We start from the raw sequence: 26877 nt of genomic DNA, 5'->3' as shown, positions 1-26877 counted from the left end.
TCATGTATTCTATCTATGGATATTAATAATTTAATACCCGTGAAATCGCGAGAAGAATTAAGGATTTGGTTGCAGAACAATGGTAAGAGTGAACATTCTTGCTGGGTCTTGGTTAGTATGATGCCCACCCCGGATATATTGTTATATTTGGATGCGGTCGAGGAAGCGTTGTGCTTTGGTTGGATTGATGGAGTCAAAAAGAAAATTTCCGATAAGGAGCTGGCTCAGAGACTATCTCCTAGAAGTAAAAAAAGTTCATGGACAGAATTAAATAAAGAACGTGTTCGCCGCCTCGAACAGTCAGGGCTCATGAGAGACGAGGGTAGAAGGGTTCTTCCTGATATGGATCACAATTCTTTCAGGATAGATCAAGTCATAGAGCAAAGGCTAAAAGAGGATAAGCAAGTCCATGAGAACTTCATGGGATTTCCAGATCTATATAAGAGAGTTCGGATCGACACGATACAAAGCTATAAGAATCAACCAGAATTATTTAAAAGCAGATTAGACAAATTCATAACAAACACGAGAGATAATAAAATGTACGGACAATGGAACGATAATGGTCGTCTGCTAGATGATTAATTCCTTAAGCGAGGAAAGAGGCTATCCGACAATTACAGTACCTTGCAATAAACAGTAGCATGTGGTAAATTGTTAAAAAAGGATGTATTGGTTGATGCTCAGTACTGTTCATTGAATAGTACCTAAGCTTACCAGAAAGGAGTGTTCGTGCATTGAATGTACAATTTAAGAAAGGCGTCTTGGAGTTATGCGTGCTTGTATTACTTGATAAGCAAGACCGATATGGCTACGAGCTAGTTCAGAGGATTTCGGATCAGATTGAAATATCGGAAGGGTCGGTTTATCCACTATTACGAAGATTGACGAAGGAAGAGTACTTTACGACATATTTACAAGAATCATCAGAAGGACCACCGCGTAAGTATTACAAGTTGACTGATAAAGGGCGGGTATACCTTCACGAATTGTTGACAGAGTGGAATGAATTTGCTAATGGAGTCAATCAATTAATCGAGGAAGGTGTACGCAAATGAATAAAGGACAATTTTTAATGCAGTTGGAAGCTTCTCTAAAAAGGCTTTCTAAAGAGGAAAGACAAGATATTCTTCAAGATTACGAAGAGTACTTCGCAATAGGGATGGAACAGGGAAAGTTAGAGCAAGAAATCTCAGCATCCCTTGGGAACCCGAAACAAATTGCTAAGGAGCTACTCGCCTCCTACCATTTTGATAAGGTTGAACAAACAACTTCTGCCGGAAACATTTTCCGTGCAGTCTGGTCTTTGATTGGGTTGGGATTTTTTAATATCTTAATTGTCCTCGCACCCTTTTGTGTACTGTTATGTGTGGCAGTATCCGGATGGTTAGTATCTGTAGCATTCATTCTTTCACCACTCGCTGTTGTTATTAATCTATTTATGAGTCAATTTATATTATCTGATTTGTTCTTCTCACTTGCTCTTTGTGGGATTGGCATATTTATAGCGATGGGGATGCTCGTAGCCACAAAAGCTTTAACTAAAGGATTTATTCGCTATTTGAAATTTAACATTACTGTTGTGAAGGGTGGTTTGAAGCATGAGTAAAAAATTATCAATCCTTGCGGTGCTTCTATTATTAATTGGCGGTATAGGCAGTTTCATTACGTTTTCCCAAACCAATCGGGAAGAAATCACGACAGAGAAAACGGTAAACTCCGATATGGTGAAAGAGGTTCAGATTCAAGCGGACAATGCAACTGTAGAAGTTCTTCCGACTTCGGATACAGAGACTACAGTAGAGCTTGTAACAAAAGGTATAGATGTTTCTAAGTTGGATTTCACTGCCGAAGTGGACGGAAATAAGCTTACCATTAGATTAAAAGAACACAGTACCTTCAGCATTGGATTTAACATTCGATCATCTAAGTTATACTACGTATATGTCCCGCAAAAGTCATATGATTCCTTTATCGTCGATAATAAAAATGGGAAAACGAACATGTCTGAGCTAAAAATAAAGAATCTGAAAGTGGAAACGGATAATAGTCATATTGAGTTAGAGAAGATCGTAGCAGAAAACATTGACTTGAAAAGTGCAAACGGTAGAGTGGATCTTAATGATGTGGAAGGAAATATCAAGGGTTCTTCAAATAATGGTAAAATAACAATCACTACAAAGGACTTAGATCGGAACATTCAATTAGAGAGCGACAATGGCAAAGTTACGATTATAACGGATAAAGAACCGACTAATACCGCCTTTAAGGTTTCATCTAACAACGGTAAAATAAATATTATAAATAAATATAAGGGGGATGCGGTCATTGGAAAAGGAGAAAATCTAGTGGATATAGAATCGAATAACGGCAATATTGAAGTGATCAAACAAAACTAAAATATCTCCTCTAGGTCGATAGTGGAATTTGCTCACACCGTAAGATGCATTTGAATCAGGTAGACTAATCATGTCCGATTTATGGGCATTCACACAGGCGCTCTCTCAGCAAAAGCATATGATGATTATGCCTACTAGTTGAAAGGAGTGACCACATATGGGTTTATTTTCACCACCAGGACCTGGCGGAGGATTTCCGGGATTCCCAGGAGGACCTGGAGGACCTGGAGGATCTGGCATGCCGGGATTTCCGGGAGGACAGGGAGGGCCGGGGTTTCCAGGTGGATCTCCGGGAGGTGCACCAGGAGGCGCCCAAGCGCCAACAGCTCCTCCACCGCAATTCGTACCACAAATGCAGACCACCACATTTGCTGTCGATCCCGGAGGAATCCGAGGCTGCCTATTCCGCAACACGTACATTTGGATGAACAATGGAGAGCAATTCTGGTTCTTCCCGGTTTTCGTTGGGCGTAATTCTGTTGCAGGGTTCAGATGGGTCGGTATATTCTGGGGATACTACGGAACTGATCTAAATCAGATTCGATCGTTCACCTGCTTCTAAGTGAGACAGCGAAGGGAACGGTCTGCGGACTGTTCTCTATAAAGGGCGAATCTCAATTTCACACAAAGAGTGAAACATAATTGGGTCTAAGACCGAAGCTACCGATATAAAGGTGGCTTTTTCTCATATATGGAGGTTTTCTGGGTTCAGAGATATGTATATAGCGAAAGACAATCGTATATTTTATGCTCTTTTGATTGCCATTTCCATTCAGATCGTTGGTGTATTTGCTTTAATTGCTACATTAGCTTGGCCGTTAAGTGCGGCTTCTGGCCGTATATTTGGTTTAGGCATTACAACACCATCGGCGAACATTTTACAGTACTTAGTATCAGGGAATATGGATTTCCTCAATTGGGGTGTGTTTTTAGTACTAGGTATTTTCTTAGGTTCCTTATTCGGTGCCAAAATGAGCGGCGTAGAAATGCGGGTGAGTTTTTTATTAGTCGAGAGAAACCCTCTGTATATTGAAAACGCCCCTCCGTTATTTGGAGGAAGGGGCCGGTTCAATTTATATTTAACCTATCTGGGGGCTGACTTGACTCCGTTTGCGGCAGAGCACTTCCCATTTATGAACCCGAGCTTCTCCGACATGAAGACGCCGACCCTGATAGTAGCAGGGGATCATGACCAATCCCAGCTGTCTAATCGGGGGCCGGACTGGTTCACCGACCCCTATTTCTTGAGTCCGGGCAGCAAGAGCCTGCTCACCCTCTTTGGGGCAGAACACACTCTTGGCGGAATTGCCGGGTATAACGTAGCGGAGACAACGGACGAGAATCCCGAACGAGTTGCTATGCTCCAGCAGCTCACATGTTCTTATCTTTGCAATGCACTCAATTTCAACGATTCTAGCTGGCTGGCAGCCCAGAAAGCTCTGGAGGAGGGTGCCAGTCCGTTAAGTCGCATCGAATCCAAGTAAGGATCCAAGACACATGATCAAAGTGAATCAGGGGAGGGCCATCACCGTTAGAGACAGCGGGCGAACCGCACCATAAGTAGGGCGAAAACAACAGGCACCTCAATAGGTGCCTGTTGTTTCTAAATGCCTCGGTAGTTGATTTATTATTTATCCAGTCTGTTTGCGTTTTTCTGGCTCATTGCTTTCCTAACGACGCCCGATTTCGTGCAGCGCCAATCAGCATGGGAATGGCAATTAGAAGGCTGATTATAACTGGAATAATAGAACCCTCGAGTCCAAAATCCCCCCCTGTGAGAAGTGCAGCACCGTTCACCTTTACAGTAAACAGACCGCTTGCTGCGTGCCCAGAAACGGGAATCCCAAGCAGACCCTCAATTGCATTCCAGGAAAAATGTAGTCCCATGGCAAACCACAGGTTCCGTCGCCACAAGAATGCAGCTCCAAGTAGAACCCCGGCTTCTAAGGTGATAGCAAACCCACTCCATAGCGTTGCTCCTGGATTTCCAAGATGGGCAACTCCAAAGAATAGTGAGGTCACAGCCAGCGCAATCCAGCTGTTCCCCAATTTCTGAATAGCTTGAAACATAAGCCCGCGAAAGATAAGTTCTTCAACAATGGCTGCCCCTAGAGCTGCTGTAATAGAAGGAATTATAACAGAGCCCGTATCCGCAGCACCCGCCCATTGAAGGGAATAACCTCCTGCAGCAACAATAATTAAAGTAGACACGATCATAAAGATTGCTCCGATTAGTAATCCCATGCCAGCTTCAATTCCTGCGTGTTTTCTTGATATCTCAGGAACTGATCGATGGGCGATGTATTTCATTGTTAGCCCATAGATGATGATGGCCACAACCCCAGCCGTTAGTGTTAAAAGAAGGGAGGCAAATCCCGCTGTTTGCTCTGCTAATGGCCGAAATAGTGCATCCACGAGAATAATGCCGATCGTCCCTACAATCATCCAGATGATTGGAAAGCTCATTATTGAACGCCATATACTTAATTTCTCACCAATTTGCTGCTTTTCTTTGTATACAGTCATTTTCTTCATGTCTTGCTTCAGCTCCTCTATCGCTTGATAGTTATGAGTATAGGCTGAAAAAGTCATATAGAGAGAGTGCGCTTTTGTCATGATTTACTCATATGACCATGCCAAAAGAAGCTGGCACCCATAGTAAGTGCCAGCTTCTTGGATATCGGCTTATTAGTGATCCATGATTCCTGAATCTCGGGCTTTACGGGCGGCCTCTCGTCTCCCCCTCACATTAAGCTTCGAATAAATCGTCGAGATGTAATTTTTAACTGTTCCTTCGCTAAGAAACAGCGCATCAGCTATATCTTGATTGCGCAAGCCAGAAGCCAGCTTATGTAGTACTTCTATTTCACGGGCGCTGAGTCCGTATTCATTACTTTTTGTGGTGGTGGTATTGTTCATATTTTTGATCATTTTACTTGCCATTTCCTGCGTGATTAAAGTCCCTCCCGCATGTACCACCCGTATGCCTGCAGCCAGATCCTTGGGATGGATGGCTTTGAGTAGATAACCTTCAGCCCCATGGCTTAGTGCTGCCAACACATATTCTACTTCTCGATAGGAGGTCAGCATGATAACTTTGATTAAAGGTATCCGCTCTTTAATGATGGCCGTTGCTGCAACCCCATCCATGACGGGCATATTGATATCCATCAGCACAATATCCGGCTGAAACTGCTCACAGCCTTCGATTGCTTCTTCCCCATTTTTGGCTAACCCGACAATTTCTAAATCCTCTTCCATGGACAGTACGATATGTAGACTCTCCAGAATTAATTCTTGGTCATCGGCAAGCAGCACTTTAATTTTTGCCATGCAGCATCGCTCCTTTCAGCGGAATTTCACATCTGACTTCAGTGATCGCTGCAGTTCCCACCATGGATGACACAAACAGGTGGCCACCCAGCCGCTCAACCCGATGTTTCATAGAGGTCAAGCCGAAGCCATATTCCAGCTTATCCATTGGTTTTCCATTATTTTGAATGGATAATTGCAGCATTGATTCGGAGAATCGAAACTCCAAATGCAGTTGAGACGCTTTCCCATGCTTTAATGCATTTGTAAAAGACTCCTGGATGACCCGAAGAATCGTTTGTCGCACTTCAAAACGGATCGGCTGCTCTGCCCCCAGCGTATTCAAAGTCACGATTGTTCCAGTGTGCTCCTGGAAGCTAGCCATAAGCGCCTCAACCTGTTGCATAAGAGTAGATTCTTCATCTTCTTCTCCCATCTCATGTACGATATTTCTCATGTCGTCCAGATTTTGCTCAGCCAATGTTCTTAAACGAATTAACCGATCTTTGACCTCGGCAGGTTTGCGATCCATAAGGGCTATGGAAGCATCAAGGCTCATAATGAGTGAGATAAAGGAGTGACCCAGTGTATCATGAAGCTCCTTGGACATACGGTTGCGCTCTTCAAGCAAAGTTATCTTCTCAATCTGAGCGGCGTAGTGGGTTAACAGCTTATTTTGCTGCTCCACTTCGGTTACCAGTTCATTTTTCTGATAATATGCATTGGCTACGAAGCTTACCCATATACCGATGAAGCAGAATAACAGATTGTCTGCTCCGATACTAAGCGTTTGTTCCCAAGGTGATTTTAAGTGAGACTGAAGGATAAAAGGAACTAAAGTAACTGCGGGAATAACCCATAGCGTTTGCTTAGTCAATAAGTACCCCATTGTAAGACTAGGCAACAAGTAGTCTGCTCTTGAAGTCAGATCTGGATGGAAGACAGAATTCACATAGTAAGAACCGCCCAACAATAGCTCTAGTATGCAAAACCAGACTTTGTTCATCCGCCGACCAGGAAACCAGAATATCATAGGAACGATAAGTGCTGCCATCAGCCAGATGACGTTTAACAATGTATGGTTCGAAAGCTCACTTTCTGTGAAAAACCGGATAAACAACAAAATATAATGATAGAACCGAAGAGTAAATATGCCCCAATCCATGAAAGATAATATTTTTTTTATAACGTCATCTCACTTTACTAGTAAAATAAGTAAGTATCACTGAATCTAGTGTATCATTATAGCTTTCTTCCAACAATTTGCTACTATTTACGTTGATGATGCGGTAACTGGATTTCAAACACTGTCTTTTCATAAGGAGTACTGGTCAACATAATTGACCCACCATGGATGGTAATGATCTCTTTAACAATGGATAATCCGATGCCAAGTCCTTCGCCATTTCTGCTGCTATCAACACGGTAGAACCGCTCAAAAATATGCCCTTGATTCTGTAAAGAAATGCCACGGCCTTTATCGATAACCGTCATGAATATGGCATCATCATTTTCCGAAATCCCGATCTCAAGGTAATGACCATCTGAACCGTAACGGATCGCGTTATCGATTAGGTTTCTCAGTGCACGTTCGATTAGGGATGAATCAATCCAAGCTTCGATATCTTTGTCAGGGATATTTACTTCAATAGTGAAATTTAGCCCTTCTAAGAACATTAGGTAGTCTGCAGCAATTTTTCTCATGATTTCAGATAGATTATCCAATGTAACATGAATCTCTATATTGTCTTCATCCTGCCGAGCAATATCTAACAATTGATCCAATAGCTTATCCATATAACGAGAGCGTTGCAGCAAAACCTTTGCACCTGCCTGCAGCTCCTTCTCATCCTTATATAATCCAGTGCGAATCATTTCCGCGTATCCCAAAATCATCGTTAGTGGGGTGCGTAGATCATGGGAAAGATTAGACAGTAATAGTTTGCGTCTATTATCAAATTGCTTGATTTGTTCGGCTTGATTCTGGATACGGCGAGCCATCGCATTATAATGCGCAGTAAGTAGGGCAATTTCATCCTTTTTGGTGTCTTCAAGTACAGTGATTTCACTTTGGAGGTTAAGCTGTCCCATAGCATAATTGAGCTTATTGATGCGTTTGTTCATGGAAGAGAAGAACCTTAGAGATAGTAGATAGGGAATGATGAAAGCAACAATTAACGGTAACATAAAAACAGACAGAGCTTTAAAGGTACGCATGAAAAAGTAAAATTGGCCCTCTTTCATGGCGTCACTGGACAACCCCATGAGTAGATAATAGGGTTTGTCCTCTTGGCTAATAGAAAAAGTAAGTGTAACTGGATCATCGGTGCCCCATAGGGTCTCGGGCATATGAATCATACGATCTGCAAGTTGTTGAAAATTATAATGTTTCTTTTCCCCGAAGGTATCATAGATCGTCAAACCATCTGCTGCAATCCACTCAAAGCGAATATTAGGATGGCTTCGATGAGCATTATCTAGTATTGGTGTTATGTCTGCAGCATGAAAAGCTCGATGGTCTTCAACCGTATCAAGGATTTCTTGGGAGACGTTGTTCAGGCTTTTTAGATCATACCCCTGATTTCCTATATTCCCAATAACGATGCTTAGTGGAATAAACACAAGAATACTGATGGTTGCACTAATAAGCATAAGTAACCACAGCTTGGTTTGATTCTTCATTGTCCATCTCCTGAGAACCTATACCCGATTCCACGTATGCTATGAAGGTAATGAGGAGAACCCTCCGTTGGTTCAAGAATGTTACGTAGTTTGCTTATGAAAACACTCAAATTGTTGCCATCAAAGTTTTCATGATTCCATACCTGCTTGTAAATTTCCCTTTTGGTCAACACACGGTCTGGATTCTGCATGAACAATGCTAAAAGTCTGCATTCTACTGGGGTTACGGGAAAAGCCTTTCCATCATTTCGCAAAACATAATTGTCGATATCCAGCACTAATTTATTTAAACGAAGAACCTTAGCGGGATAAGTAGATTGAGGGCGGTGTCTTCTTAACTGTGCTTGCACACGAGCAACCAATTCCATCGGGCTGAAGGGCTTAGTGACATAATCATCTGCACCTAATCCGAGTGTTAAGATTTTGTCCTGTATTTCTCGTCTTGCACTGAGAGCAATAACTAATGGCCCAGCATTTGCCTCACGCAAATAGCGAAGCACCTCAAACCCGTTGCCATCATCCATCATGAGGTCCAGTATCATTAGTTCTATGGCGTGATTCTGTAAGTATTGAATAGCTTGGCGTCCTGACCCAGCTTCAATAACGGATAAGTCTGATTGTTCTAAATGTATTCGGATTAGCTGCCGAATTTCAGGCTCATCATCTACAATTAATATCTGATTGATCTTGAATCAGTCCTCCTACTTTAATGACATGAAACCAATCTGGTTTACGATCAAATCATAACAATAATAGATAGAAAAATATATATTCTATACGTTCAGCTCGTCTCCGGTTGTATTAGAGGTATATCTGATGTGGTCTAATTTATGTATGGATTCTTCCTAGTTTTATTCGAAAAAAATACATATTATTTTAAATCTTGATCTATATCAATTTAACATGACAAGGTTCAACCTATACTGAAATTAGCAAGAAGATAACTTACACTTTTAAGGGGGATTTACAATGACAATAACAACAACAACAACAACAACTTTCCAATTAGAACAACTTACTTGTCCTAGCTGTATTAAGAAAATCGAAACAGCATTAAATAACAAAGATGGCGTATCTGAGGTAAAAGTCCTCTTCACTTCAAGCAAGGTAAAAGTAAGTCACAATGAGAATATTGTTAATACTGCGGGTGTCGGTAAAGTCATCACCGACCTGGGCTTTCAAATTCTAAACATTAAATAAGGGGGTATGCATCATGTCTAGAAAGAAGAAAGAAAGGGTTATAGTGATTTCTGGGCTGCTTATCGCTATATCTTTTCTACTGAAATTATGGAACGTGCTGGATTTATACTCTAATATGCTCATGATTACAGCCGCGCTTAGCGCAGGGTATCCGATTATGATGAATGCCATTCAAGCATTACGTTATCACATATTAGGAATTGAAGCACTCGTTACAGTAGCGGTCATCGGGGCTATCACAATCCAGGAATACTGGGAGGCGGCAGCTGTCACGTTCCTATTCATATTCGGTTCATATCTAGAAGCGAGAACTATTGAAAAGACTCGCTCTTCATTGGAAACACTGATGGATCTGGCACCTACGACGTCCTCTGTCATGCGTGATGGGATAGAGGTTAAGTTATCACCTGATGAAGTGATCCAAGGAGACATTGTTCTAGTCCGTCCCGGTGAAAGCATTCCGGTGGATGGTACTATTCTCAAAGGAAAAGCTACGATCAACCAAGCAGCTATTACAGGAGAGTCCGTTCCAGTCAGTAGAGACAAGGATGCGAAAGTATTCAGCGGAACGGTCATTGAGCATGGATATTTAGAAGTTATCGCTGAGAAGGTCGGTGACAACACAACGTTTGCTCGTATTCTAAATATGGTCGAGGAAGCACAGGAATCGAAAGCACCAACGCAGAATTTCATTGAGAAATTCGCTCGTTACTACACTCCTGCCATTTTTATATTAGCTATTATCGTGTATGCCTTTACTAGAGATATTGAATTAACACTGACATTGTTAGTTATTGCTTGCCCGGGTGCCATGGTTATCTCTGCTCCGGTCTCTATCGTAGCTGGAATCGGGAACGGTGCAAAGAACGGTATTCTGTTTAAAGGTGGTGAGACGTTAGAAACGGCGGGGAAAGTTCAAGTGGTCGCTTTTGACAAAACAGGTACACTCACCATTGGTAAACCCCAGGTCACGCGACTCAAGATGTTTCACATGAACGAGGATGAGCTCCTGCAGATGATAGCCCGTGCAGAATATGCATCCGAGCACCATTTGGCTAGAGCCATCGTTGCGGAGGCTTCATCGAGATTCGCTTCTAAGATTATACCCGCAGAACAGTTCGAGGCGTTGCCCGGCAAAGGGGTAGCTGCCACGGTTGAAGGAATGAATCTATTTATCGGAAATCGAAGGTTAATGGCGGACCACAACATTCATTATGATCAGGAAGTAGCCAATTACGTATCTCAAGAGGAGAATAGGGCACAGACGGTCGTCTTTGTCGCGGATGATAAACGGGTGTTAGGGCTAATCTCTATTGCAGATGTATTACGGGATGATGCCTTTGAACTTGTTCATAACTTGAAAAAGTCTGGTGTTAAAAAGGTAGTCATGTTAACGGGTGATAACGAACGGACCGCAGCTGCGGTCTCGCATGAACTTGGAATTGATCAATATTACGCGGAACTGTTACCTGACGATAAGGTCAAGATATTACAAGAGCTGCAGAAGGAATATATCGTTGCAATGATTGGTGATGGCGTGAATGATGCTCCCGCTCTAGCCATTGCCGATGTAGGAATTGCTATGGGCGGGTCAGGAACTGATGTCGCGATCGAGACAGCCGATGTTGTACTTATGTCAGATCGTCTAGTGAACCTTCCATACGCCTTGGGACTTAGCCATGCTACAATGAACAATATGAGGCAAAATATTTACTTCGCTGTAGTCATCGTCATGACTCTATTAATCGGTGTGTTAACTAGAAATGTATTTATGGCTTCCGGGATGCTCGTACATGAATTAAGTGTATTGCTAGTAATCATTAATGCGATTCGTCTAACACGCTACCAAGGCGTAAAGACTAGCCGACCTATATTATCGAACAAGAATAGAGGGATTCGTAATGGAATGCAATCATCATCAAGCAAGTAAATTGTATGTTGCGGGTCAGCAATCCCCAGCACTATGTATCAACAATGTACCTATTTTGGATGTTTTATCGCCTGATGAGAAGATAGAGGTCATGAACGTCTCTGTTAGCAAACAATATATAAAGGGTGAAGTTATTTTCTCTCCTGGTCATTCCTCAGCGAATTTATGGATAGTCCATCGGGGCAGTGTGAAGATATCTCGCTACTCCCCTTCGGGTAAGGAGCAGATTGTACGTATTCTTAGCCCCGGTGATTTCACTGGGGAGTTGTCTTTATTCAGTCATACGGTATTAACTAACACCGCCGAAGCATTGGAACCTACAGAAATTTGTCTAATTCAAGGCAAAGTCATCAATGATTTAATGTTGAGAACACCTCAGATTGCTATCAAGTTCCTTGAGAGGTATACAGAACGCATTGAAATGGCAGAAGATAAATTAGAGCAGCTTACTCTATATGATGTTGAGCAACGAATCGCAAAGACTTTACTGGTAATGTTGCACGATCAACAGAATGATCACCTCGAGGATAACGTGCTAATACTGCCCGTAAGTAAGAAAGACTTAGCAGTGATGATCGGAACAACGCAGGAAAGCCTAAGTCGCAAGCTTGCCTTGTTCCAGGAACAAGGGTGGATTAAGCTCGTAGGTCAACGCCAAATCAACATAGTAGACCATGAGAGTCTTAAACAATTGAATGAATAGAACATCTAATCAAGCAAACAAAGAACGCAACGGATTATATCAAATAAAATTAAGCGGACAATATCTACGTTAATCGAAATGTACGTTTTAAAGGATTATCGTAATTCCGGTATTGATGACGTGTGGCAATGGTTAGGCATCAGTGTGTCCGTTGTCGCAATCTCGTATATTGCGGCGATGATCTCTTATTATGTCATAGAGCAGCCATTTATCCATTGGTCAAAGGGCAAGCCGTTCTTTCAACTCAAGCGGATAGACACACACTCGGGTATATCGGTATAAGGTATTTCTCAAAAGGGTTTTGTAGCTCGCTGAACTTTGGGGCACACCGTTGAGGTGAAAAGTATCATAAGTGAATTTTAAAATAAAACAGCTGTATACCCTTTAGGTATACAGCTGTTCCGGCGTAACTCTCATATCTCCAGGAGCTCTATATCAGTAATATTATTTCGTTCCTAAAACAACATAGTCTCTCAGTTGAGTAAGATCCTCCGAGAGTGCAACATAATAGAGTTTATTAGAAGCCGTTGTGACCTCAAAGGTATGTGAAGCTACTGCGAATGCATCGGTAGAGATATACTTATAGGTTATGGATTTAATAGGTTCAGCTATATAACCTTTTTCTGTGATAAGATTCTGGACTTTTGCATAGGAGTCATCAAGAGTAAATTGTTCAGCAAATTGTTTGGGAGCAGAATCCAGTCGTTGAGATGAGAGTATTCTGGTTGAAGGTGCATCAATGTCGAAATTGTTGTCTATATCAGGACCACCAATGCATTTGCTGCGAATGAGTTCACCCGTACTTCCATCTATTTCAGCTAAAAATCGGTAGGAAGGTGTAATGTTTACATGGGCCTCCCACGTAGAATTAGGTCCACCAGTTTGAGGGAAATAGGACATTTGGAGCGTTTGGTTATTAAGTTTTTCGCCGGAAAATTTAAATATTTCTTGGGCAGCTATTTCAGCAGCTTCTTGTAAAGATAAATCTTTAGAACTAGGTGTTTTACTGTGAGTATCAGCGGAATAGATAGCCTCATAATTAGCTTTTACATACCCATCAGGAATTTGCCTATTCACTAAGTCAGAAAGTTCAGAGACATTGTAAGTAGTAGGGACTTTAGTGGTAGTTTCCAGATCACTAGCTATTATGGCTTGTGTGAAGATCAGGGAAGCGACACCTATAAAAGTAATAATTTTAACACCTTTGAAGCTGTCTTTTGCAAGATTTCTTGGAAGTAATGATTTTCGAGACATTGTATTGTCCTCCTTGTTATTCTTATTTAATGACAATTTAAAAATAACAAAAGAATATATAGGTAGTATTATTAAGTTGTAATAGAGTTGTAAAAAAAATGAAGAATGGCAACATTTAAGTTTTAATGTGAGATAATAAGGCGAAATATTAATACATTTTTAAATAGAATAGTATCTCTAAGTACATATTTCAAGTGTAAAAGGATATTAGTTGTTTAATAGGATGGGGTGAAAAGCATGGCAGATATTCTAATAGTAGAAGATGAAGAGGCAATTAATGAATTAATAAGGAGAAACCTAAGTTTGGTAGGGCATACCTGCTATTCGGCTATGGACGGTGAGACAGCCGTAGAAATGATAAAAAATAAAAGTTTTGATTTAATTGTATTAGACATTATGTTACCTAAAATGGATGGGTTTGAGGTTTTGGAACAAGTAAAAGGCATTCCTATTATTCTTTTAACGGCCAGAAGAAGCGTAGAGGATCGGGTAAAGGGGCTTGTCATGGGAGCAGATGATTATCTGACAAAACCCTTTGAAATGTTAGAACTTTTTGCAAGAGTAGAAGCTATATTAAGGCGAACCAAGAAGGATGAAGATACATTTGTATTAGATAATGTTAGGGTTGAATTTCATAGTAGAAGGCTTTTTTTGAAGGAGGAGGTAGTTGAATATACACCTAAGGAATTTGAGCTATTAGAGGTACTCATAAAAAATAGAAACATTGCTTTATCACGAGAGAAGCTTTTAGAGTTAGTATGGGGATATGAATACATAGGAGAAACAAGAACGGTGGATGTTCATATTCAGAAGCTTAGAAAAAAGTTGGGGTTGGAGAAGAGAATTGTAACCGTGTATAAACTAGGTTATCGGTTAGAGGTGTAGTATGAAAAATAAAACCTATATATGGACCTTGGTATTATTTCTGTTGTTTATTAATGTTGGGATTATGTTATTTAGTATTATCAATACAAAACATAACCTTTCAGGTATTAAGGAGAGCTATCTAAGAGAGCATTATTTTTTAGTGAATAGTATGACTAAAGACATAATGGCTATGAACAATAGAGGGTATGAAACAGATGAAGCTATCGCTCGTTCTTATGATTCGTATAAAATGCAATATGAAATTCAAAAAATATATTTACAGATTTATAAAGATAAGGTGAGTATGTATTCCAGTTTACCTATAGAAGTAACATTAACTAATAAAGATATAATTAAAGAAAAAGATATAACGGAGATCAATGTTGAGACACAAAATGGAAGGAAATACATACAAGTATCGGGGAATTTACCAGAACAGTATAGCCAATATACGTTAGTCTACTATGCAGACATAACAGATATAGTGAATAAATGGGAGAAGATGAATATCTCTTTATTTATTGCAAGTATCCTATTCTCCGGAGTTTTAAGTATATGCTTGTATATTTTATTAGAGTATCTTTTTGAACCGCTAGAAAGAATCTCAAGTATTTCAAATAAGATTGCAAATGGAGAATATAAAGAAAAGCTAGAGATTAAGGGTGGCAAAGAAATCGCAGAGGTTGTACAAAGTTTCAATACGATGGCGGATAAAATTCAATATCAGATGGAAGAGCTTGAGAACCATGCGAGAGAAAAGCAGCGATTGATCGATGATTTGGCGCATGAATTGAGAACGCCATTAACTGCGATCTATGGATATGCTGAATATATGCAGAAGGCGCATTTAAGTGAGGAAGATAAGTATGCTGCAACCAATTATATTTTATCAGAGAGTACACGGTTAAAGAATATTTCGGAAAGTTTATTGGAACTGGTAATCATACGTGAAGAAAAAGAAATAGTAATGGTATCCATTGATATAGAACAGTTGTTTGGAAAAATTCATCAAACCGAAAATATTAAGCTTAAAGAAATAGAATTAGTCTATTACAGTGAGTTAAAAGATTTAAAGGGAAATAAAGACTTAATAGAAAGTATGGTTCTGAACTTAGTAGATAATGCAATAAAGGCATGTAGCACACAAGGTAAGATTATGATGAGAGCTTATTTTGAAAAAGGGAAAAAAATTATTGAAGTAGAAGATAACGGAAAGGGAATGACAGAGAATCAGCTCCTTCAGGTGACAGAAGCATTTTATAGAGTAGATAAGGCAAGAAGTAGAAAAGAAGGGGGAAATGGATTGGGACTCGCATTATGTGCGCAGATTGCTAAGAAGCATCATGCAGAGTTATCCTTTTCTTCAAAGCCTAATGAGAATACAATAGCAAAGGTCACTTTTCAAGAAGGTTAACTTAAAGAGGTTAAGAACAAATATCGGCTATTTTGAAAATGGAGCTTGCCCTTAGGTAGAAAAATCTACTTTCGGGGAAAGCTCCCTTCTTGTGATTAATGGTCTAGCACGTCACTAACATTTACTCAATAAATATTCTAAAATTAGGTAATGTCCCAATTGACTTCAACAATCCTCCGTGATATATTGTGTATACACAATATACACAATTTTTATGAGGAGGTATGACATGCTGGCATTAAATATTCGGAACTTAAACAAGAAATACCCGAACTTTGAGTTAAAGGATATAACGTTTCAACTAGAGAAGGGCTATATTATGGGTTTCATCGGTGCCAATGGCGCGGGAAAAACGACCACCATCAAATCAATTCTGAATATGATTCATATCGACAGCGGTGAAGTACGTATTTTGGGAAAGGATATCGCCGAACATGAAATCGAATTAAAACAGGAGATTGGATGCGCCTTTGGTGGTACTGACTTCTATCCTCGCAGCAAGATAAAAATATTGACTGATATCATCAAGAAGTTCTACAAGAATTGGAATGATGAAACTTATTATAACTATCTGAGAAGATTCAAATTGGATGAAAACAAAAAAGTGGCTGAACTGTCGACGGGAATGAGGGTAAAGTACAGTTTGGCCATTGCCTTATCCCACGGCGCAAAGCTTCTCATCCTCGATGAACCGACAAGCGGGCTCGATCCAGCTGCAAGAGACGATCTGTTGGATATTTTTCAAGAACTCGTTATCGATGGCGAAATAAGCATTCTTTTCTCTACTCACATTACATCGGATTTAGAGAAATGCGCGGATTTCATAACTTTTATCAATAATGGGCAAGTCATCGCCAGTTCAGAGAAAAACGAACTTATGGAGTCCTATCGCTTACTGAGTGGCAACGAAAACCAACTAGACCAGGTGAAAGCAAAGATGATTTCCTATAAAGTTAACTCTTTTGGATTTACTGGATTGATTCATTCCGGAGACTTTGATTCTTCTTCCGATATTAGAGCAACCACGCCGAGTCTTGAGGAAATCATGATTTATTTTGCGAAAAGGGAGGATACGTATGTATAATTTAGTGATGAAGGATTTAAAAATAGGGATAAGTTCTATATTCCTGATCACACCTGCTATTTTAGGGTCCTTAATGCTTATTCCCGGATGGTTGTATTTCATTGTCATTCTATATTTCTGCTGGATCACGATACCGAATATATTTGGCCAATTTAGAGCGCAGAATGATTTGATGTTTACCTCGATGATGCCCGTCACCAAAAAAGACATCGTGAAAGCAAGGGTGTTTGTTATCGTCATCTTGGAATTATTGCATATCGTTATGGCTATGATATTTGGCATGATTAACCTCCGCTTATATCCGAATCTGGACAATATTTTTTTCGCACCGCACTTGGGATTCTGGGGGTTATGTTTCATCATGCTTGCGATCTTCAACGTAATCTTTATCCCGATGTATTACAAGACGGCATATAAATATGGCATCCCAGCGATTGTATCCATAACAGCCGCTATGCTGTTCGCCGGAGTTGCCCAATGGATTGGAGTCCAAAGTCATGTTGTGTCCGATATGTTCAATGGTTCCGGGGCCAATAATACAGGACTTCAAATCTCTATTCTGATCGGAGGAATCGTGATATTTATTGCATTGATCATGATTGCCTATCGGATGGCGGTTAAACGATTCCTAAAAGTGGAGATTCTATAAAATGAACGTATCTATCTCGAATACATCTGAGAAACCAATTTATCAACAGCTTTTCGAACAGATCAGCGCCCAGATCCTGAAAGGCAAATTAGAAAGCGCCTATTGTCTGCCACCCATTCGACAAGCAGCCCAAGAGCTTCGCGTTAGCGTCATCACTGTAAAGAAAGCTTGGGAAGAGCTCGAACGGAGTGGATTGATTAATACCGTAACAGGTAAAGGGTGTTTTGTAGCCGAGTTCTCTCCCGAGGAGATGCTGCGAATCCGGAACGAAATGATCTTAAAGCAAATGGAAAGCGACACATCCTACTACAAATCCTTTGGCCTCACCCTGGATGAAGTTATTGAGCTGTTGAAGAAGATTTATTAATACCGGAGTTGTTGACGATAAGTCTTCGTCCCCTTCAAGTAATCATTCGTAGAAAACCTCATGTATTAGCATGTGGATACGATGGTACTTGGAGGGGATTTTTTGTGTAGCGAAATAAAGAGCGCAATGAATTACTTGGTTTTTTATGATGTTTCAGGATACTACATAAATAATTACACATACTACAAAAAATTGCCTTAGAGGGCGGATTTCAATAACCATAAAGTACAGAAAGATCATATTTACCATTCCAGGTCTTTGTCCAAATCGTACAGATCGGAGGGAGGATTATTGAAAAATGAAGGTACAAACTAAATTCTCCAAGTCATTAAGTCAGAATATCGATCTCATTTGTGATTTCATGGGAAGCAGTTCGGATTTTATTGTTCGTAAAATGACAATCGGTAATAAACATGCTGCTCTTTTTTACTTAGACGGAATGACGGACATGCAGAAGATACAGGATAATGTGATTCGGCCGCTGCATGACCGTACCTCTTCAGATGAGATGATGACCTTAACATTTTTAAAGGATGATATTCTGGACGTCGGAGAAGCAAACTTCGTTCAGAGCTTTGAAGATGCGTTGGATCAGATCCTCTCTGGAAGCCTCCTCCTGTTATTGGACGGTATAGATGATGGATTGGGCATTCCCTTACCTGGATGGGAAGAACGTAGCATTACAGAATCGAAGACGCAGCCTGTTGTCAGAGGTCCACAAGAGTCGTTTACGGAAACTTTGAGTACGAATACGACAATGGTTCGCCGCAAGGTGAAGGATACAAGAGTACGAGTATGTACACTTAAAGTTGGGGAAAAGACAAAGACCGACATATCGGTCATGTATATACATGAGATCGCTGATCTGGATATGGTGCAGAATATGATATCCAGAATAAAGAACATGCTTATAGAAGGCGTGCTTGAGAGTGAATATCTAGAGGAATGCCTCCGTGGTAGGAAACAACTCTCCATCTTCCCAACCTTCTATAACTCTGATCGTCCTGACTCTATTGCTGCAGGTATTATGGAGGGGAAAATCGCGATATTTGTTGATGGAACGCCCTTCGTTCTTCTTGCGCCTGCAGTGTTTGTGGATTTCATACAATCCGCAGAAGATTATTATCAATCTTTTATTTATAGCAGTATCATTCGCATATTAAGGTATTTTTCACTATTTATATGTATGTTGGCACCGTCCATATATATTGCATTAACGACGTTCCATCAAGATATGATTCCAACGGTCCTGTTATTAAGCTTATCTGCGCAACGAGAAGGGGTCCCATTTCCGGCATTTGTTGAGGCGATGATCATGGAAGTCATTTTTGAAATTCTTAGAGAAGCAGGTCTTCGCATGCCGAGAACGGTTGGTCAGGCGGTTTCCATCGTTGGCTCAATTGTTATTGGACAGGCAGCCGTCGAAGCAAACATCGTCTCAGCTGTTATGGTCATTGTTGTTGCAATAACTGCTATTTCCAGCTTTGTTATCCCTTCATACACCATGGCCCTTCCAATCAGACTATTGCGATTTGGGTTCATGGGGTTGGCAGCTATGTTCGGAGTATATGGATTGACTGTTGGGATCATTATGCTCTTAGTCCATTTAAATGGGATAGATTCATTCGGTGTACCTTACTTGAGTCCCTTAGCTAATTACAATTCGTCGAAGCAAAGAGATGCTATATTACGTTTTCCATTTGGAAATAAAAGAGCCAAAAGTAAAAAATAAAGGAGTAAGGCATAATGAATCTGCACCGATCTACCATTATATCCGTGCTTATTTCCTCTTTCCTATTGGCTGTTCTTACCGGGTGCTGGAATAGTAAAGAATTGAACGAATTGTCGGTCGTCGTGGCTCTCGGCATCGATACCGTTGGTGATCAATATGAGATTAGTGTACAAGTGGTCGATCCATCGCAAATGTCAATGAACCGAACCATGGAACGCTCACCAACGATTGTGTTTTCAAAACGTGCCGATACCATATTTGAAGCTGTTCGAAAATTTACAACCGAATCATCCAGGAAAATGTATATGTCTCACTTAAAGTTTGTGATCTTCGATGAGGAAACTGCAAGAAAGGGTATTAAAGAATCTTTGGACTTCCTGTTTCGTGACCCTGAAGTACGCCCTGATTTCTATTTGGCTGTTGTCAGAGGCAATTCGGCTAAGGACGCTGTTACTTTTGTTGCTCCAACCGAGGTTTTGCCTGCAATGGATATGTATAAGGCATTAAAAGTGTCCGAAAAGGCATGGGCACCCACCTCCGCCGTCAATGTGAAGGATTTGTTGCAGCGGTTCGCCAAAGAAGGCATTGAACCTGTTCTAACCGGCATACGACTGAGAAATCTGGAGAAAGGTCTAAGTATTGAGAATGTGAAAAGTTCACCTAAACATACAAGTTACGAATTTACCGGTATTGGTGTCTTTCAGAAGGATCGACTTATCGGTTGGATGGATGAATCCAAAAGTAAGGCGTTCACCTATATAACGAACCGTGTCTCTAGTACAGTAGGCTCGATCGATTGTCCGGATTCCAAGGGGAAATTTGCCGTTGAAGTAATCAATTCTAAGGTAAAGATACATCCAGAAGTAATAGATCATGAACCTCATATTTCCCTATTTGTAAATATGGAATCCAATATCGGAGAGGTTGCCTGCAATGCGAACTTGAAGGATGGTAGGGTATTTAAAGATTTTCAAGATGCAGTTAGAGAGCAGCAGGAACAGATCTTGAAGGAAGGCGTTCGGAATGCACAACAAATGGGTTCCGATATATTCGGGTTTGGAGAAGCCTTTCATCGGAAGTTCCCTCGTGAATGGCATACATGGAAAGATGACTGGGGGAAGAGATTTCAAAAAATCGAGGTGGATGTCCATATCCAATATCGTCTAAACCGTGTCGGGAAAATCATGAGTCCGATGGATACGGAACACAATCAGGAGTGAATGTAAATGCTATATGTGATTCTTGCAGTCTCCATCCTAGCATCATTATACGAGCTAAAAAAATTGAAGGATCAACATTACGTACGTGAAGTGGTGATTAGCTTAGTATTATTGACTATAGGTTCAATATTGACCTTACTGCATATCTTCAACATTGAGCTCCCAAGTCCACTAATGGTTATCCAGTTCCTGTTCCAACCCATAAGTGAGTTATTGTATAAATATAATATGTAAGGGAGATTTGGAATGAATACCAACTTAACTTTTCGGCAAGCCATTACGTGGTTTGCACTGTATCAAATAGGAAGCTCATATCTAGTGTTGCCGTCTATAATTACCACTGCGGCTAAACAGGATGCTTGGATTTCGATTCCACTCTCCCTAGGATTTCATCTGTTATTGATACCTTTATATACAACCATCGCTAGGCAAATGAATGGAAAATCTTTCGTGGGATATCTCCGTGGTCTCTTCGGATCCTTGGGCGGAACAATGATAGCTACCCTTTTTATTTTTTTATTTCCCTTTCTTGAGTTCATCATGACGCTTCGAAATCTAGGTGACTTTATCACCACATCTATTATGCCGGAGACTCCCTATGAAGCCATATATGTCATCATGCTTATCGTGATTTTTTACGCCGTACGTTCGGGTCCTGTTGTGATTGGTCGGTGTGCAGAAATATTGTTTTTTTTGCTTTTGATTCTGTATATATTCGTGAGGGTAACTCTTATTCCTGAAACAGAGCTACATAATTTGCTCCCTATGTTTGAGTATGGTTTTAAACCTATCTTTAATGCATCATTTTATTTGTTTGCCTTTCCCTTTTTAGAAGCGATTTTGTTTCTCTTTTTTGTTCAGCACATCCCTGATCCGAAAAAGTGGAGAAAGTCAGTAATAACAAGTGCTTTGATTAGCGCTAGCATGTACTTTCTCATGGTTCTGCAAATGATTGCAGTGATGAGTGAAGGAGTTGTGGCAAATTTAACGTATCCCACTTATTTTATTGACCGAACAATCAGTATCGGGGAGTTTCTTCAACGGTTTGAAATTGGCGTTGCCGTATTCTGGTTTGTTACCATCTTTTTTCGCCTTGCCTTCCTACTATACATTTCAGCACAAGGACTTGCAGATGCCTTCCATCTTCGACAGTCGAACAGTCTTTTAATTCCTCTAATACTAATCGCGTTGGCCATGGCCCATTATATTTGGCCTAACATCTCATATATAAGTGAGTTTAATTCCGTATGGCCTTTTTATGCGATGATGTTCGGTATCGTCTTTCCTATAGTACTATGGCTGGTTGGCAAGTTAAGAGGTCAGTTAGGAAAAACGTAACCATCATAAGCTCTTCAAAATTGGACATAATCTTAATACAGTCAACTTGACGACATGAGGGGTGAATTCAACAATGTTTGATGTGGGTGATTTGATTATATATTCAGGACATGGCGTTTGCCGAATAGATAACATAAGCGTAAAAACCATAGAGGGTGAATCAAAGCACTATTACGAATTACATCCACTTAACGGGGCAAAGTTAAAAATCAGTATTCCAGTAGATAGTAAATCCGTCCTTATGCTAGATCTCATTGAAAGGAACGAAGCGGAGAAAATTATTGAATCCTTTCGATTGCCGGGTATACAGTGGATCGATAAAAATAACGAACGACATCAAACGTATGCCAATATCGTATCAAAAGGAAATCGAAAAGAGATTGCTAAAGTTGCTAATACATTACTCCGTAAAAAGCATCAAATAGAATTGAACAATAAAAAGTTTGGTACATATGACCAAGTTTTGTTAACTTCTATCGAGAGTATATTGTTTAAAGAGATGGCTATCTCATTGGAAACAACTTTCGAATCCATATCAGAACAGGTTAATCATATCATTATGGAGAATCAGTAAACTTTAAGGACAATCATAGGATTCTCTTACATGGCATCTAAGCTAACATTTGAATTGATTCAAGCGTTAACCTTAGGATTAACGCTTTTTTAGCGTTTCTAAAGAAAAAATCAAAGGATTGTCACAAAATACAACAATTAAGCATATGTGATCCGAAATCCTAAAGCGCAGTTCGTTCAACCTATCACTTGCTGTAACTATGTTTTCTTCTTTGACATTGTTAAATTTATACTATATTGTGCATATGCACAATAATATTCATTGGAATATCAATTGTTTAAGGTCAGTAATAGAAATATAATGAAAACGTATTCAAGATAGTAAACAGAAGCCCTAAAGGGGTAATAGAACTACTCACTACAACACATGTAAGTAAATGTGGATGAATAAGACCTACATTGTGAATAAACTTACAATGTCTGTGGTGATTACTCATATTGGCTCAATGGGGTTACAAAACAATTCAAAATCATGATTACCCTAAGGAGGAGTTAAGATGGCATTGGAAATTAGCTGGATTGGCGCTTTAGCTGGACTAGCATTAGCTATCGTATTAATTTTGTTTAAACTGGCACCGACGTATGCGTTGATTCTAGGAGCTATTGTTGGTGGATTTATTGGAGGGGCTAATTTCTCAGAGGTCATTAGTATCCTCATTTCTGGAACACAAAGTGTACAAGGTACCGTTATACGGATTATCGCAGCCGGCGTATTTGCGGGTGTAATGATGGAATCTGGATCAGCGGGAACCATCGCGAAATTTATTGTTGATAAACTCGGTGGAACGAAAGCCATGCTGTCGCTTGCATTGGCTACTATGGTTATTACGGCTGTAGGGGTATTTATTCCAGTAGCTGTATTGATTGTTGCACCAATCGCATTGTCCGTAGGTCATAAAATGGGATATTCCAAGATCGCCTTGCTAGTGGCTTTATCTGGTGGTGGTAAAGCGGGTAACATCATTTCTCCTAACCCGAATACCATTGCAGCGGCAGGTGGATTTCAACTCGATGTTAACCAAGTAATGATTGGTGGACTAGTCCCAGCTATTTGCGGATTAGTAGTTGCGGTTATTATTGCATCATTAATTAAATTTAAAGGCACTAAAGTAACAGAGCTTGAAGCTGCGGAATTGGAAAAGAGCAGTAACACGAATCTACCACCTTTATCTAAAGCTCTAGTAGCTCCTGTAATTGCTATTGTTCTTTTGATGATTAGTCCGGTTGGATCGATATTAGGCGTTGGTTTCCTCGCAGATTTAAAAATAGACTCTTTGTTTATTCTACCCTTTGCCGGTATAGTTGGCTCCGTGGCATTAGGTAAGACCAAAGAAATAGTGAATTATTGTTCGGCAGGATTACATCGAATGACACCAACGATTCTGATCATTATTGGTGCAGGTGCCATTGGCGGATTGATTACAGCGTCAACCCTTCCAGCAGAAGTTGTTGCTCTTGTAGAAGCAACAGGTATTTCCGGTGTCTTCCTTGCACCTATAGCAGGTATATTGATGGCAGGAGCAACAGCATCCACTTCAACAGGTGTGATCTTGGCTACAGGCTCATTCTCAACTGCGATATTAAATACAGGGGTTGCGCCTCTATCAGCTGCAGTTATGACCCATGCGGGTGCTACGGTAATTGACAGTTTACCACATGGAACTTACTTCCACGTAACACGTAATGCGATGGGCATGAGTATGAAGGACCGAATGAAGGTTGTCCTGTATGAAGGTATGGTCGGTATAACGATGACAATAATAGCAATTGTTCTTTTCGGATTTATCTTATAAAGGAAATGGGGAATCATCATGAGTAAAGTATTTCTGTTAGCTCCTGATTCGTTTAAAGAAAGTATGACAGCAAAAGAAGTATGTGAAGCTATGGAGATAGGTATAAAAAGAGCTATTCCAGACGCAACATGTATTCATGTTCCTATGGCTGATGGCGGTGAAGGTACAGTCCAATCATTAGTAGATGCAACAGGCGGCACCTTGATACAAAAAGAAGTGACAGGTCCTCTTGGTATACCGGTTCTTGCTCATTATGGCATTTTGGGAGACGGCAAAACAGGCGTGATTGAAATGGCATCTGCTAGTGGCATTCATCATGTTACGCAGGAAACCAAAAACCCATTAGTTACGACAACCTTAGGAACGGGTGAATTAATTAAGGATTGTATTGAAAAGGGTATTACGGATATCATCCTAGGCATTGGGGGAAGTGCTACGAATGATGGAGGGGCCGGAATGGCTAAAGCTCTGGGTTATAAATTCCTAGACAAACAAGGAAACGAGCTACAGTTGCTTGGTGGAGGAAGTCTATCTGGGTTGGACTCGATCGATACAACTAATGTGCTTCCGCAATTAAAAAATATTAACATCTTGGTAGCTTCAGATGTAACTAATCCTTTGTGCGGAGAACGAGGTGCATCGGTTGTCTTTGGTCCACAAAAGGGTGCCACTCCTGAAATGGTTGCAGTATTGGATGAGAATCTAAGACATTATAGCAACGTAATTAAACAGCAACTTGGAAAAGATATTGTCGATGTACCAGGTGCAGGCGGTGCAGGTGGTCTTGGCGGTGGCCTGATTGCTTTCACCAACGCTACAATGAAAAAGGGAATTGAAATTGTAATCGAATATACAGGATTGAAAGAGAAGCTGCAAAATATAGATTACTGCTTCACAGGAGAAGGCGGTATCGATTTTCAGACGAAATTCGGTAAAGCACCTTACGGCGTAGCTAAGGCAGCTAAAAGCGTTAACAGTGATATCAAGGTGATCGCCTTGGCAGGATATGTGGGCCAAGATGTAGAGGTCTTGTATGATGAAGGATTTGACTCCATCTTTGGAATTGTACATGGAGCCGCAGATATTAGTACCTTATTGGCAAAAGGTAAGGAAAATGTTGCTCGTACATCTGAGAGCATTGCCAGATTGTTGAAATAAGAATGTAAGAGGATGTCCCAAAAGCAACATGGGACATCCTCTTTTTAACGCTAAACGATTCTTCGCCGCTAAAGGACGGCGAGGCTGTTTATGCTTGTTGGACACGGTTAATCAGCATAAAAATGAGTTCCACGAGTTCCAAAATATTTTTGGGATCTTTACCTGTAATAGTATAGATCTTATTTAATCTATAGTTCAATGTATTCCTGTGGATCATGAGTCTGCTGGCGGTTTCATTGGCGTTAAGATTGCAGTTGAGATAAACTTGAAGTGTTTTGATTAATTCATCATTATTTTCGAGTAAATGGGTCAGCCGTTCTGCCTTTGGATCATTCTTTTGTAGCTTCGCCATATCGGCTATGAATTCACATTGGGAATACATAATCGTTTTCTCGTTGAAATAGATACCCTTCAGAACACGCATAGCAGATTTGGCTTGTTGAAATCCATCAGAAATAGTGTCGTTCATTTTACTAATTGAAATGAGAGCATTCGGATGCTGATTTCTCATGATTTGGTGCAGAGATTCACACTTATCTGCTTCCTGAATGAGTAAGCAAAGCGTATGTTTAGACATTTTAAAGGAGGATAAGCTTATATTGATATCTTCATTAACCTCATTAGGTGACTCTATATATAGAATTTGGGTAGGTTTTGTTAACTGTAGGCCATAGATTAATGCTTGGTTCATTATTTCTTTGGTGTAAGTGGTGTCTGAGTTAATAATCAAACTGAAAAATTCCTGCTTTAGGTTATTCTTTAAGTTCTCCTTTTCTAATGTGATGCTTTGATTGATCAATAAAATGACAGCAGATTTTAAGAGGTTTCCGAAGGGTCGCGTTTCTTGTACTTCACCACTAATTCCTACCACTCCGACAATATGGCCATTCAATTCAATCGGTAAGTTAATACCCTTCTTTACAAATTGCTCATCTGTATGAATCTCCACAATGGTTCTCTGGTTTATAGCTTCCAATGCACCATGATGCAGTGTACCAATTCTTTCTTTATTTCCGCTTCCAATGATCATGCCCGTATGATCCATAATATTAATGTTATAGGGAATATCCTTCATCATTCTATCAACAATGATCTGGGCCTGATGATGCTCCAACTCATACATAGCTGCATCTCCTTCCTAAAGTATAAGTACGAAACAACCATTCTCGTGTAACCATTAGTGTGCAAGGTCAAGTTTCTTA

Annotated in this window: 28 protein-coding genes and 2 pseudogenes; 22 read left to right on the top strand and 8 right to left on the bottom strand. The window is 40.3% G+C overall.

Annotated elements, in window-relative coordinates; all coding sequences use genetic code 11:
- The first annotated feature begins 15 nt into the window (after positions 1-15).
- From AC1D69_RS13025 to AC1D69_RS13000, 6 genes and pseudogenes are all read left to right on the top strand, one after another.
- Positions 16-585, top strand: a complete 570-nt coding sequence (locus AC1D69_RS13025) for a YdeI/OmpD-associated family protein (RefSeq protein ID WP_495456586.1) — start codon at positions 16-18, stop codon at positions 583-585.
- A 152-nt stretch (positions 586-737) separates the two neighbouring features.
- Positions 738-1058 carry a PadR family transcriptional regulator gene (locus tag AC1D69_RS13020; RefSeq protein ID WP_495456585.1) on the top strand — a complete coding sequence of 107 codons (321 nt, stop codon included), beginning with the start codon at positions 738-740 and terminating at the stop codon, positions 1056-1058.
- Positions 1055-1609, top strand: coding sequence for a DUF1700 domain-containing protein (locus AC1D69_RS13015; protein WP_495456584.1), 555 nt, complete (start codon positions 1055-1057; stop codon positions 1607-1609). The genes AC1D69_RS13020 and AC1D69_RS13015 overlap by 4 nt, the downstream gene beginning before the upstream one ends.
- Complete coding sequence (locus tag AC1D69_RS13010) at positions 1602-2399, top strand: DUF4097 family beta strand repeat-containing protein (protein WP_495456583.1); 798 nt, start codon at positions 1602-1604, stop codon at positions 2397-2399. The genes AC1D69_RS13015 and AC1D69_RS13010 overlap by 8 nt, the downstream gene beginning before the upstream one ends.
- Positions 2400-2556: 157 nt before the next feature.
- Complete coding sequence (locus AC1D69_RS13005) at positions 2557-2961, top strand: collagen-like protein (RefSeq protein ID WP_495456582.1); 405 nt, start codon at positions 2557-2559, stop codon at positions 2959-2961.
- A 232-nt stretch (positions 2962-3193) separates the two neighbouring features.
- Positions 3194-3376, top strand: a pseudogene (locus AC1D69_RS13000) (YeeE/YedE thiosulfate transporter family protein); the annotation flags it as partial.
- Positions 3377-4058: 682 nt separating this feature from the next.
- Here the strand turns inward: AC1D69_RS13000 and AC1D69_RS12995 are convergent.
- The 6 genes and pseudogenes from AC1D69_RS12995 to AC1D69_RS12970 form a co-directional block, all read right to left on the bottom strand.
- Complete coding sequence (locus AC1D69_RS12995) at positions 4059-5015, bottom strand: CPBP family intramembrane glutamic endopeptidase (protein WP_495456581.1); 957 nt, start codon at positions 5013-5015, stop codon at positions 4059-4061.
- 72 nt (positions 5016-5087) lie between these two features.
- Entirely contained in the window at positions 5088-5732 is a 645-nt protein-coding gene (locus tag AC1D69_RS12990; RefSeq protein WP_495456580.1) for a response regulator transcription factor, read from the bottom strand.
- Positions 5719-6876: a sensor histidine kinase gene (locus AC1D69_RS12985; protein ID WP_495456579.1), complete on the bottom strand. Its 1158-nt coding sequence runs from the start codon at positions 6874-6876 to the stop codon at positions 5719-5721. Before AC1D69_RS12985 ends, AC1D69_RS12990 begins: the two co-directional genes overlap by 14 nt.
- A gap of 104 nt (positions 6877-6980) precedes the next feature.
- The gene (locus AC1D69_RS12980; RefSeq protein ID WP_495456578.1) at positions 6981-8393 is read right to left on the bottom strand and encodes a HAMP domain-containing sensor histidine kinase; all 1413 of its coding nucleotides are present in this window, start codon (positions 8391-8393) and stop codon (positions 6981-6983) included.
- Positions 8390-8671 (bottom strand): winged helix-turn-helix domain-containing protein, encoded by a 282-nt coding sequence (locus AC1D69_RS12975; protein ID WP_495456653.1) that lies wholly within the window; start codon positions 8669-8671, stop codon positions 8390-8392. Before AC1D69_RS12975 ends, AC1D69_RS12980 begins: the two co-directional genes overlap by 4 nt.
- Positions 8672-8715: 44 nt before the next feature.
- Positions 8716-9025, bottom strand: a pseudogene (locus tag AC1D69_RS12970) (response regulator transcription factor); the annotation flags it as partial.
- A 337-nt stretch (positions 9026-9362) separates the two neighbouring features.
- On the opposite strand from AC1D69_RS12970, the gene AC1D69_RS12965 reads away from it, so the two are divergent.
- The 4 genes from AC1D69_RS12965 (at position 9363) to AC1D69_RS12950 (ending at position 12508) form a co-directional block, all read left to right on the top strand.
- Positions 9363-9593: a heavy-metal-associated domain-containing protein gene (locus AC1D69_RS12965; protein ID WP_495456577.1), complete on the top strand. Its 231-nt coding sequence runs from the start codon at positions 9363-9365 to the stop codon at positions 9591-9593.
- 13 nt (positions 9594-9606) lie between these two features.
- Positions 9607-11523 (top strand): heavy metal translocating P-type ATPase, encoded by a 1917-nt coding sequence (locus tag AC1D69_RS12960; RefSeq protein ID WP_495456576.1) that lies wholly within the window; start codon positions 9607-9609, stop codon positions 11521-11523.
- Positions 11495-12226, top strand: coding sequence for a Crp/Fnr family transcriptional regulator (locus tag AC1D69_RS12955; RefSeq protein WP_495456575.1), 732 nt, complete (start codon positions 11495-11497; stop codon positions 12224-12226). Before AC1D69_RS12960 ends, AC1D69_RS12955 begins: the two co-directional genes overlap by 29 nt.
- 78 nt (positions 12227-12304) lie before the next feature.
- Positions 12305-12508, top strand: coding sequence for a hypothetical protein (locus AC1D69_RS12950; protein WP_495456574.1), 204 nt, complete (start codon positions 12305-12307; stop codon positions 12506-12508).
- A 162-nt stretch (positions 12509-12670) separates the two neighbouring features.
- Here AC1D69_RS12950 and AC1D69_RS12945 read toward each other — a convergent pair whose 3' ends face one another.
- A complete protein-coding gene (locus AC1D69_RS12945) occupies positions 12671-13480 on the bottom strand; it encodes a hypothetical protein (protein WP_495456573.1) in 810 nt (269 codons plus the stop codon).
- A 237-nt stretch (positions 13481-13717) separates the two neighbouring features.
- Between AC1D69_RS12945 and AC1D69_RS12940 the strand changes: the two genes are divergently transcribed.
- The 12 genes from AC1D69_RS12940 to AC1D69_RS12885 all read left to right on the top strand — a co-directional run bounded on the left by AC1D69_RS12940 (position 13718) and on the right by AC1D69_RS12885 (position 25675).
- A complete protein-coding gene (locus tag AC1D69_RS12940) occupies positions 13718-14365 on the top strand; it encodes a response regulator transcription factor (protein WP_495456572.1) in 648 nt (215 codons plus the stop codon).
- Position 14366: 1 nt separating this feature from the next.
- Positions 14367-15761 (top strand): sensor histidine kinase, encoded by a 1395-nt coding sequence (locus AC1D69_RS12935; protein WP_495456571.1) that lies wholly within the window; start codon positions 14367-14369, stop codon positions 15759-15761.
- Positions 15762-15990: 229 nt separating this feature from the next.
- Positions 15991-16845: an ABC transporter ATP-binding protein gene (locus AC1D69_RS12930; RefSeq protein WP_495456570.1), complete on the top strand. Its 855-nt coding sequence runs from the start codon at positions 15991-15993 to the stop codon at positions 16843-16845.
- Positions 16838-17494 (top strand): ABC-2 transporter permease, encoded by a 657-nt coding sequence (locus tag AC1D69_RS12925; RefSeq protein ID WP_495456569.1) that lies wholly within the window; start codon positions 16838-16840, stop codon positions 17492-17494. The genes AC1D69_RS12930 and AC1D69_RS12925 overlap by 8 nt, the downstream gene beginning before the upstream one ends.
- 1 nt (position 17495) lies before the next feature.
- The gene (locus AC1D69_RS12920; protein ID WP_495456568.1) at positions 17496-17861 is read left to right on the top strand and encodes a GntR family transcriptional regulator; all 366 of its coding nucleotides are present in this window, start codon (positions 17496-17498) and stop codon (positions 17859-17861) included.
- A 298-nt stretch (positions 17862-18159) separates the two neighbouring features.
- Complete coding sequence (locus AC1D69_RS12915) at positions 18160-19593, top strand: spore germination protein (protein WP_495456567.1); 1434 nt, start codon at positions 18160-18162, stop codon at positions 19591-19593.
- Positions 19594-19607: 14 nt separating this feature from the next.
- Positions 19608-20813, top strand: a complete 1206-nt coding sequence (locus AC1D69_RS12910; RefSeq protein WP_495456566.1) for a Ger(x)C family spore germination protein — start codon at positions 19608-19610, stop codon at positions 20811-20813.
- 6 nt (positions 20814-20819) lie between these two features.
- On the top strand, positions 20820-21047 hold the full coding sequence (locus AC1D69_RS12905; RefSeq protein ID WP_495456565.1) for a hypothetical protein: 228 nt from the start codon (positions 20820-20822) through the stop codon (positions 21045-21047).
- A gap of 12 nt (positions 21048-21059) precedes the next feature.
- Positions 21060-22151: a GerAB/ArcD/ProY family transporter gene (locus tag AC1D69_RS12900; protein ID WP_495456564.1), complete on the top strand. Its 1092-nt coding sequence runs from the start codon at positions 21060-21062 to the stop codon at positions 22149-22151.
- A gap of 73 nt (positions 22152-22224) precedes the next feature.
- Complete coding sequence (locus AC1D69_RS12895; protein WP_495456563.1) at positions 22225-22725, top strand: CarD family transcriptional regulator; 501 nt, start codon at positions 22225-22227, stop codon at positions 22723-22725.
- Positions 22726-23221: 496 nt separating this feature from the next.
- Complete coding sequence (locus AC1D69_RS12890) at positions 23222-24517, top strand: GntP family permease (protein ID WP_495456562.1); 1296 nt, start codon at positions 23222-23224, stop codon at positions 24515-24517.
- An 18-nt stretch (positions 24518-24535) separates the two neighbouring features.
- Entirely contained in the window at positions 24536-25675 is a 1140-nt protein-coding gene (locus AC1D69_RS12885; protein ID WP_495456561.1) for a glycerate kinase family protein, read from the top strand.
- A gap of 88 nt (positions 25676-25763) precedes the next feature.
- Here the strand turns inward: AC1D69_RS12885 and AC1D69_RS12880 are convergent, their stop codons facing one another.
- Entirely contained in the window at positions 25764-26798 is a 1035-nt protein-coding gene (locus tag AC1D69_RS12880; RefSeq protein ID WP_495456560.1) for a CdaR family transcriptional regulator, read from the bottom strand.
- Positions 26799-26877: the final 79 nt, after the last annotated feature.

It is taken from the genome of Paenibacillus sp. Y301 (assembly GCF_059445505.1).
Note: the sequence above shows the minus strand (reverse complement) of the source record. Positions and strands in the feature narration are given on the sequence as shown.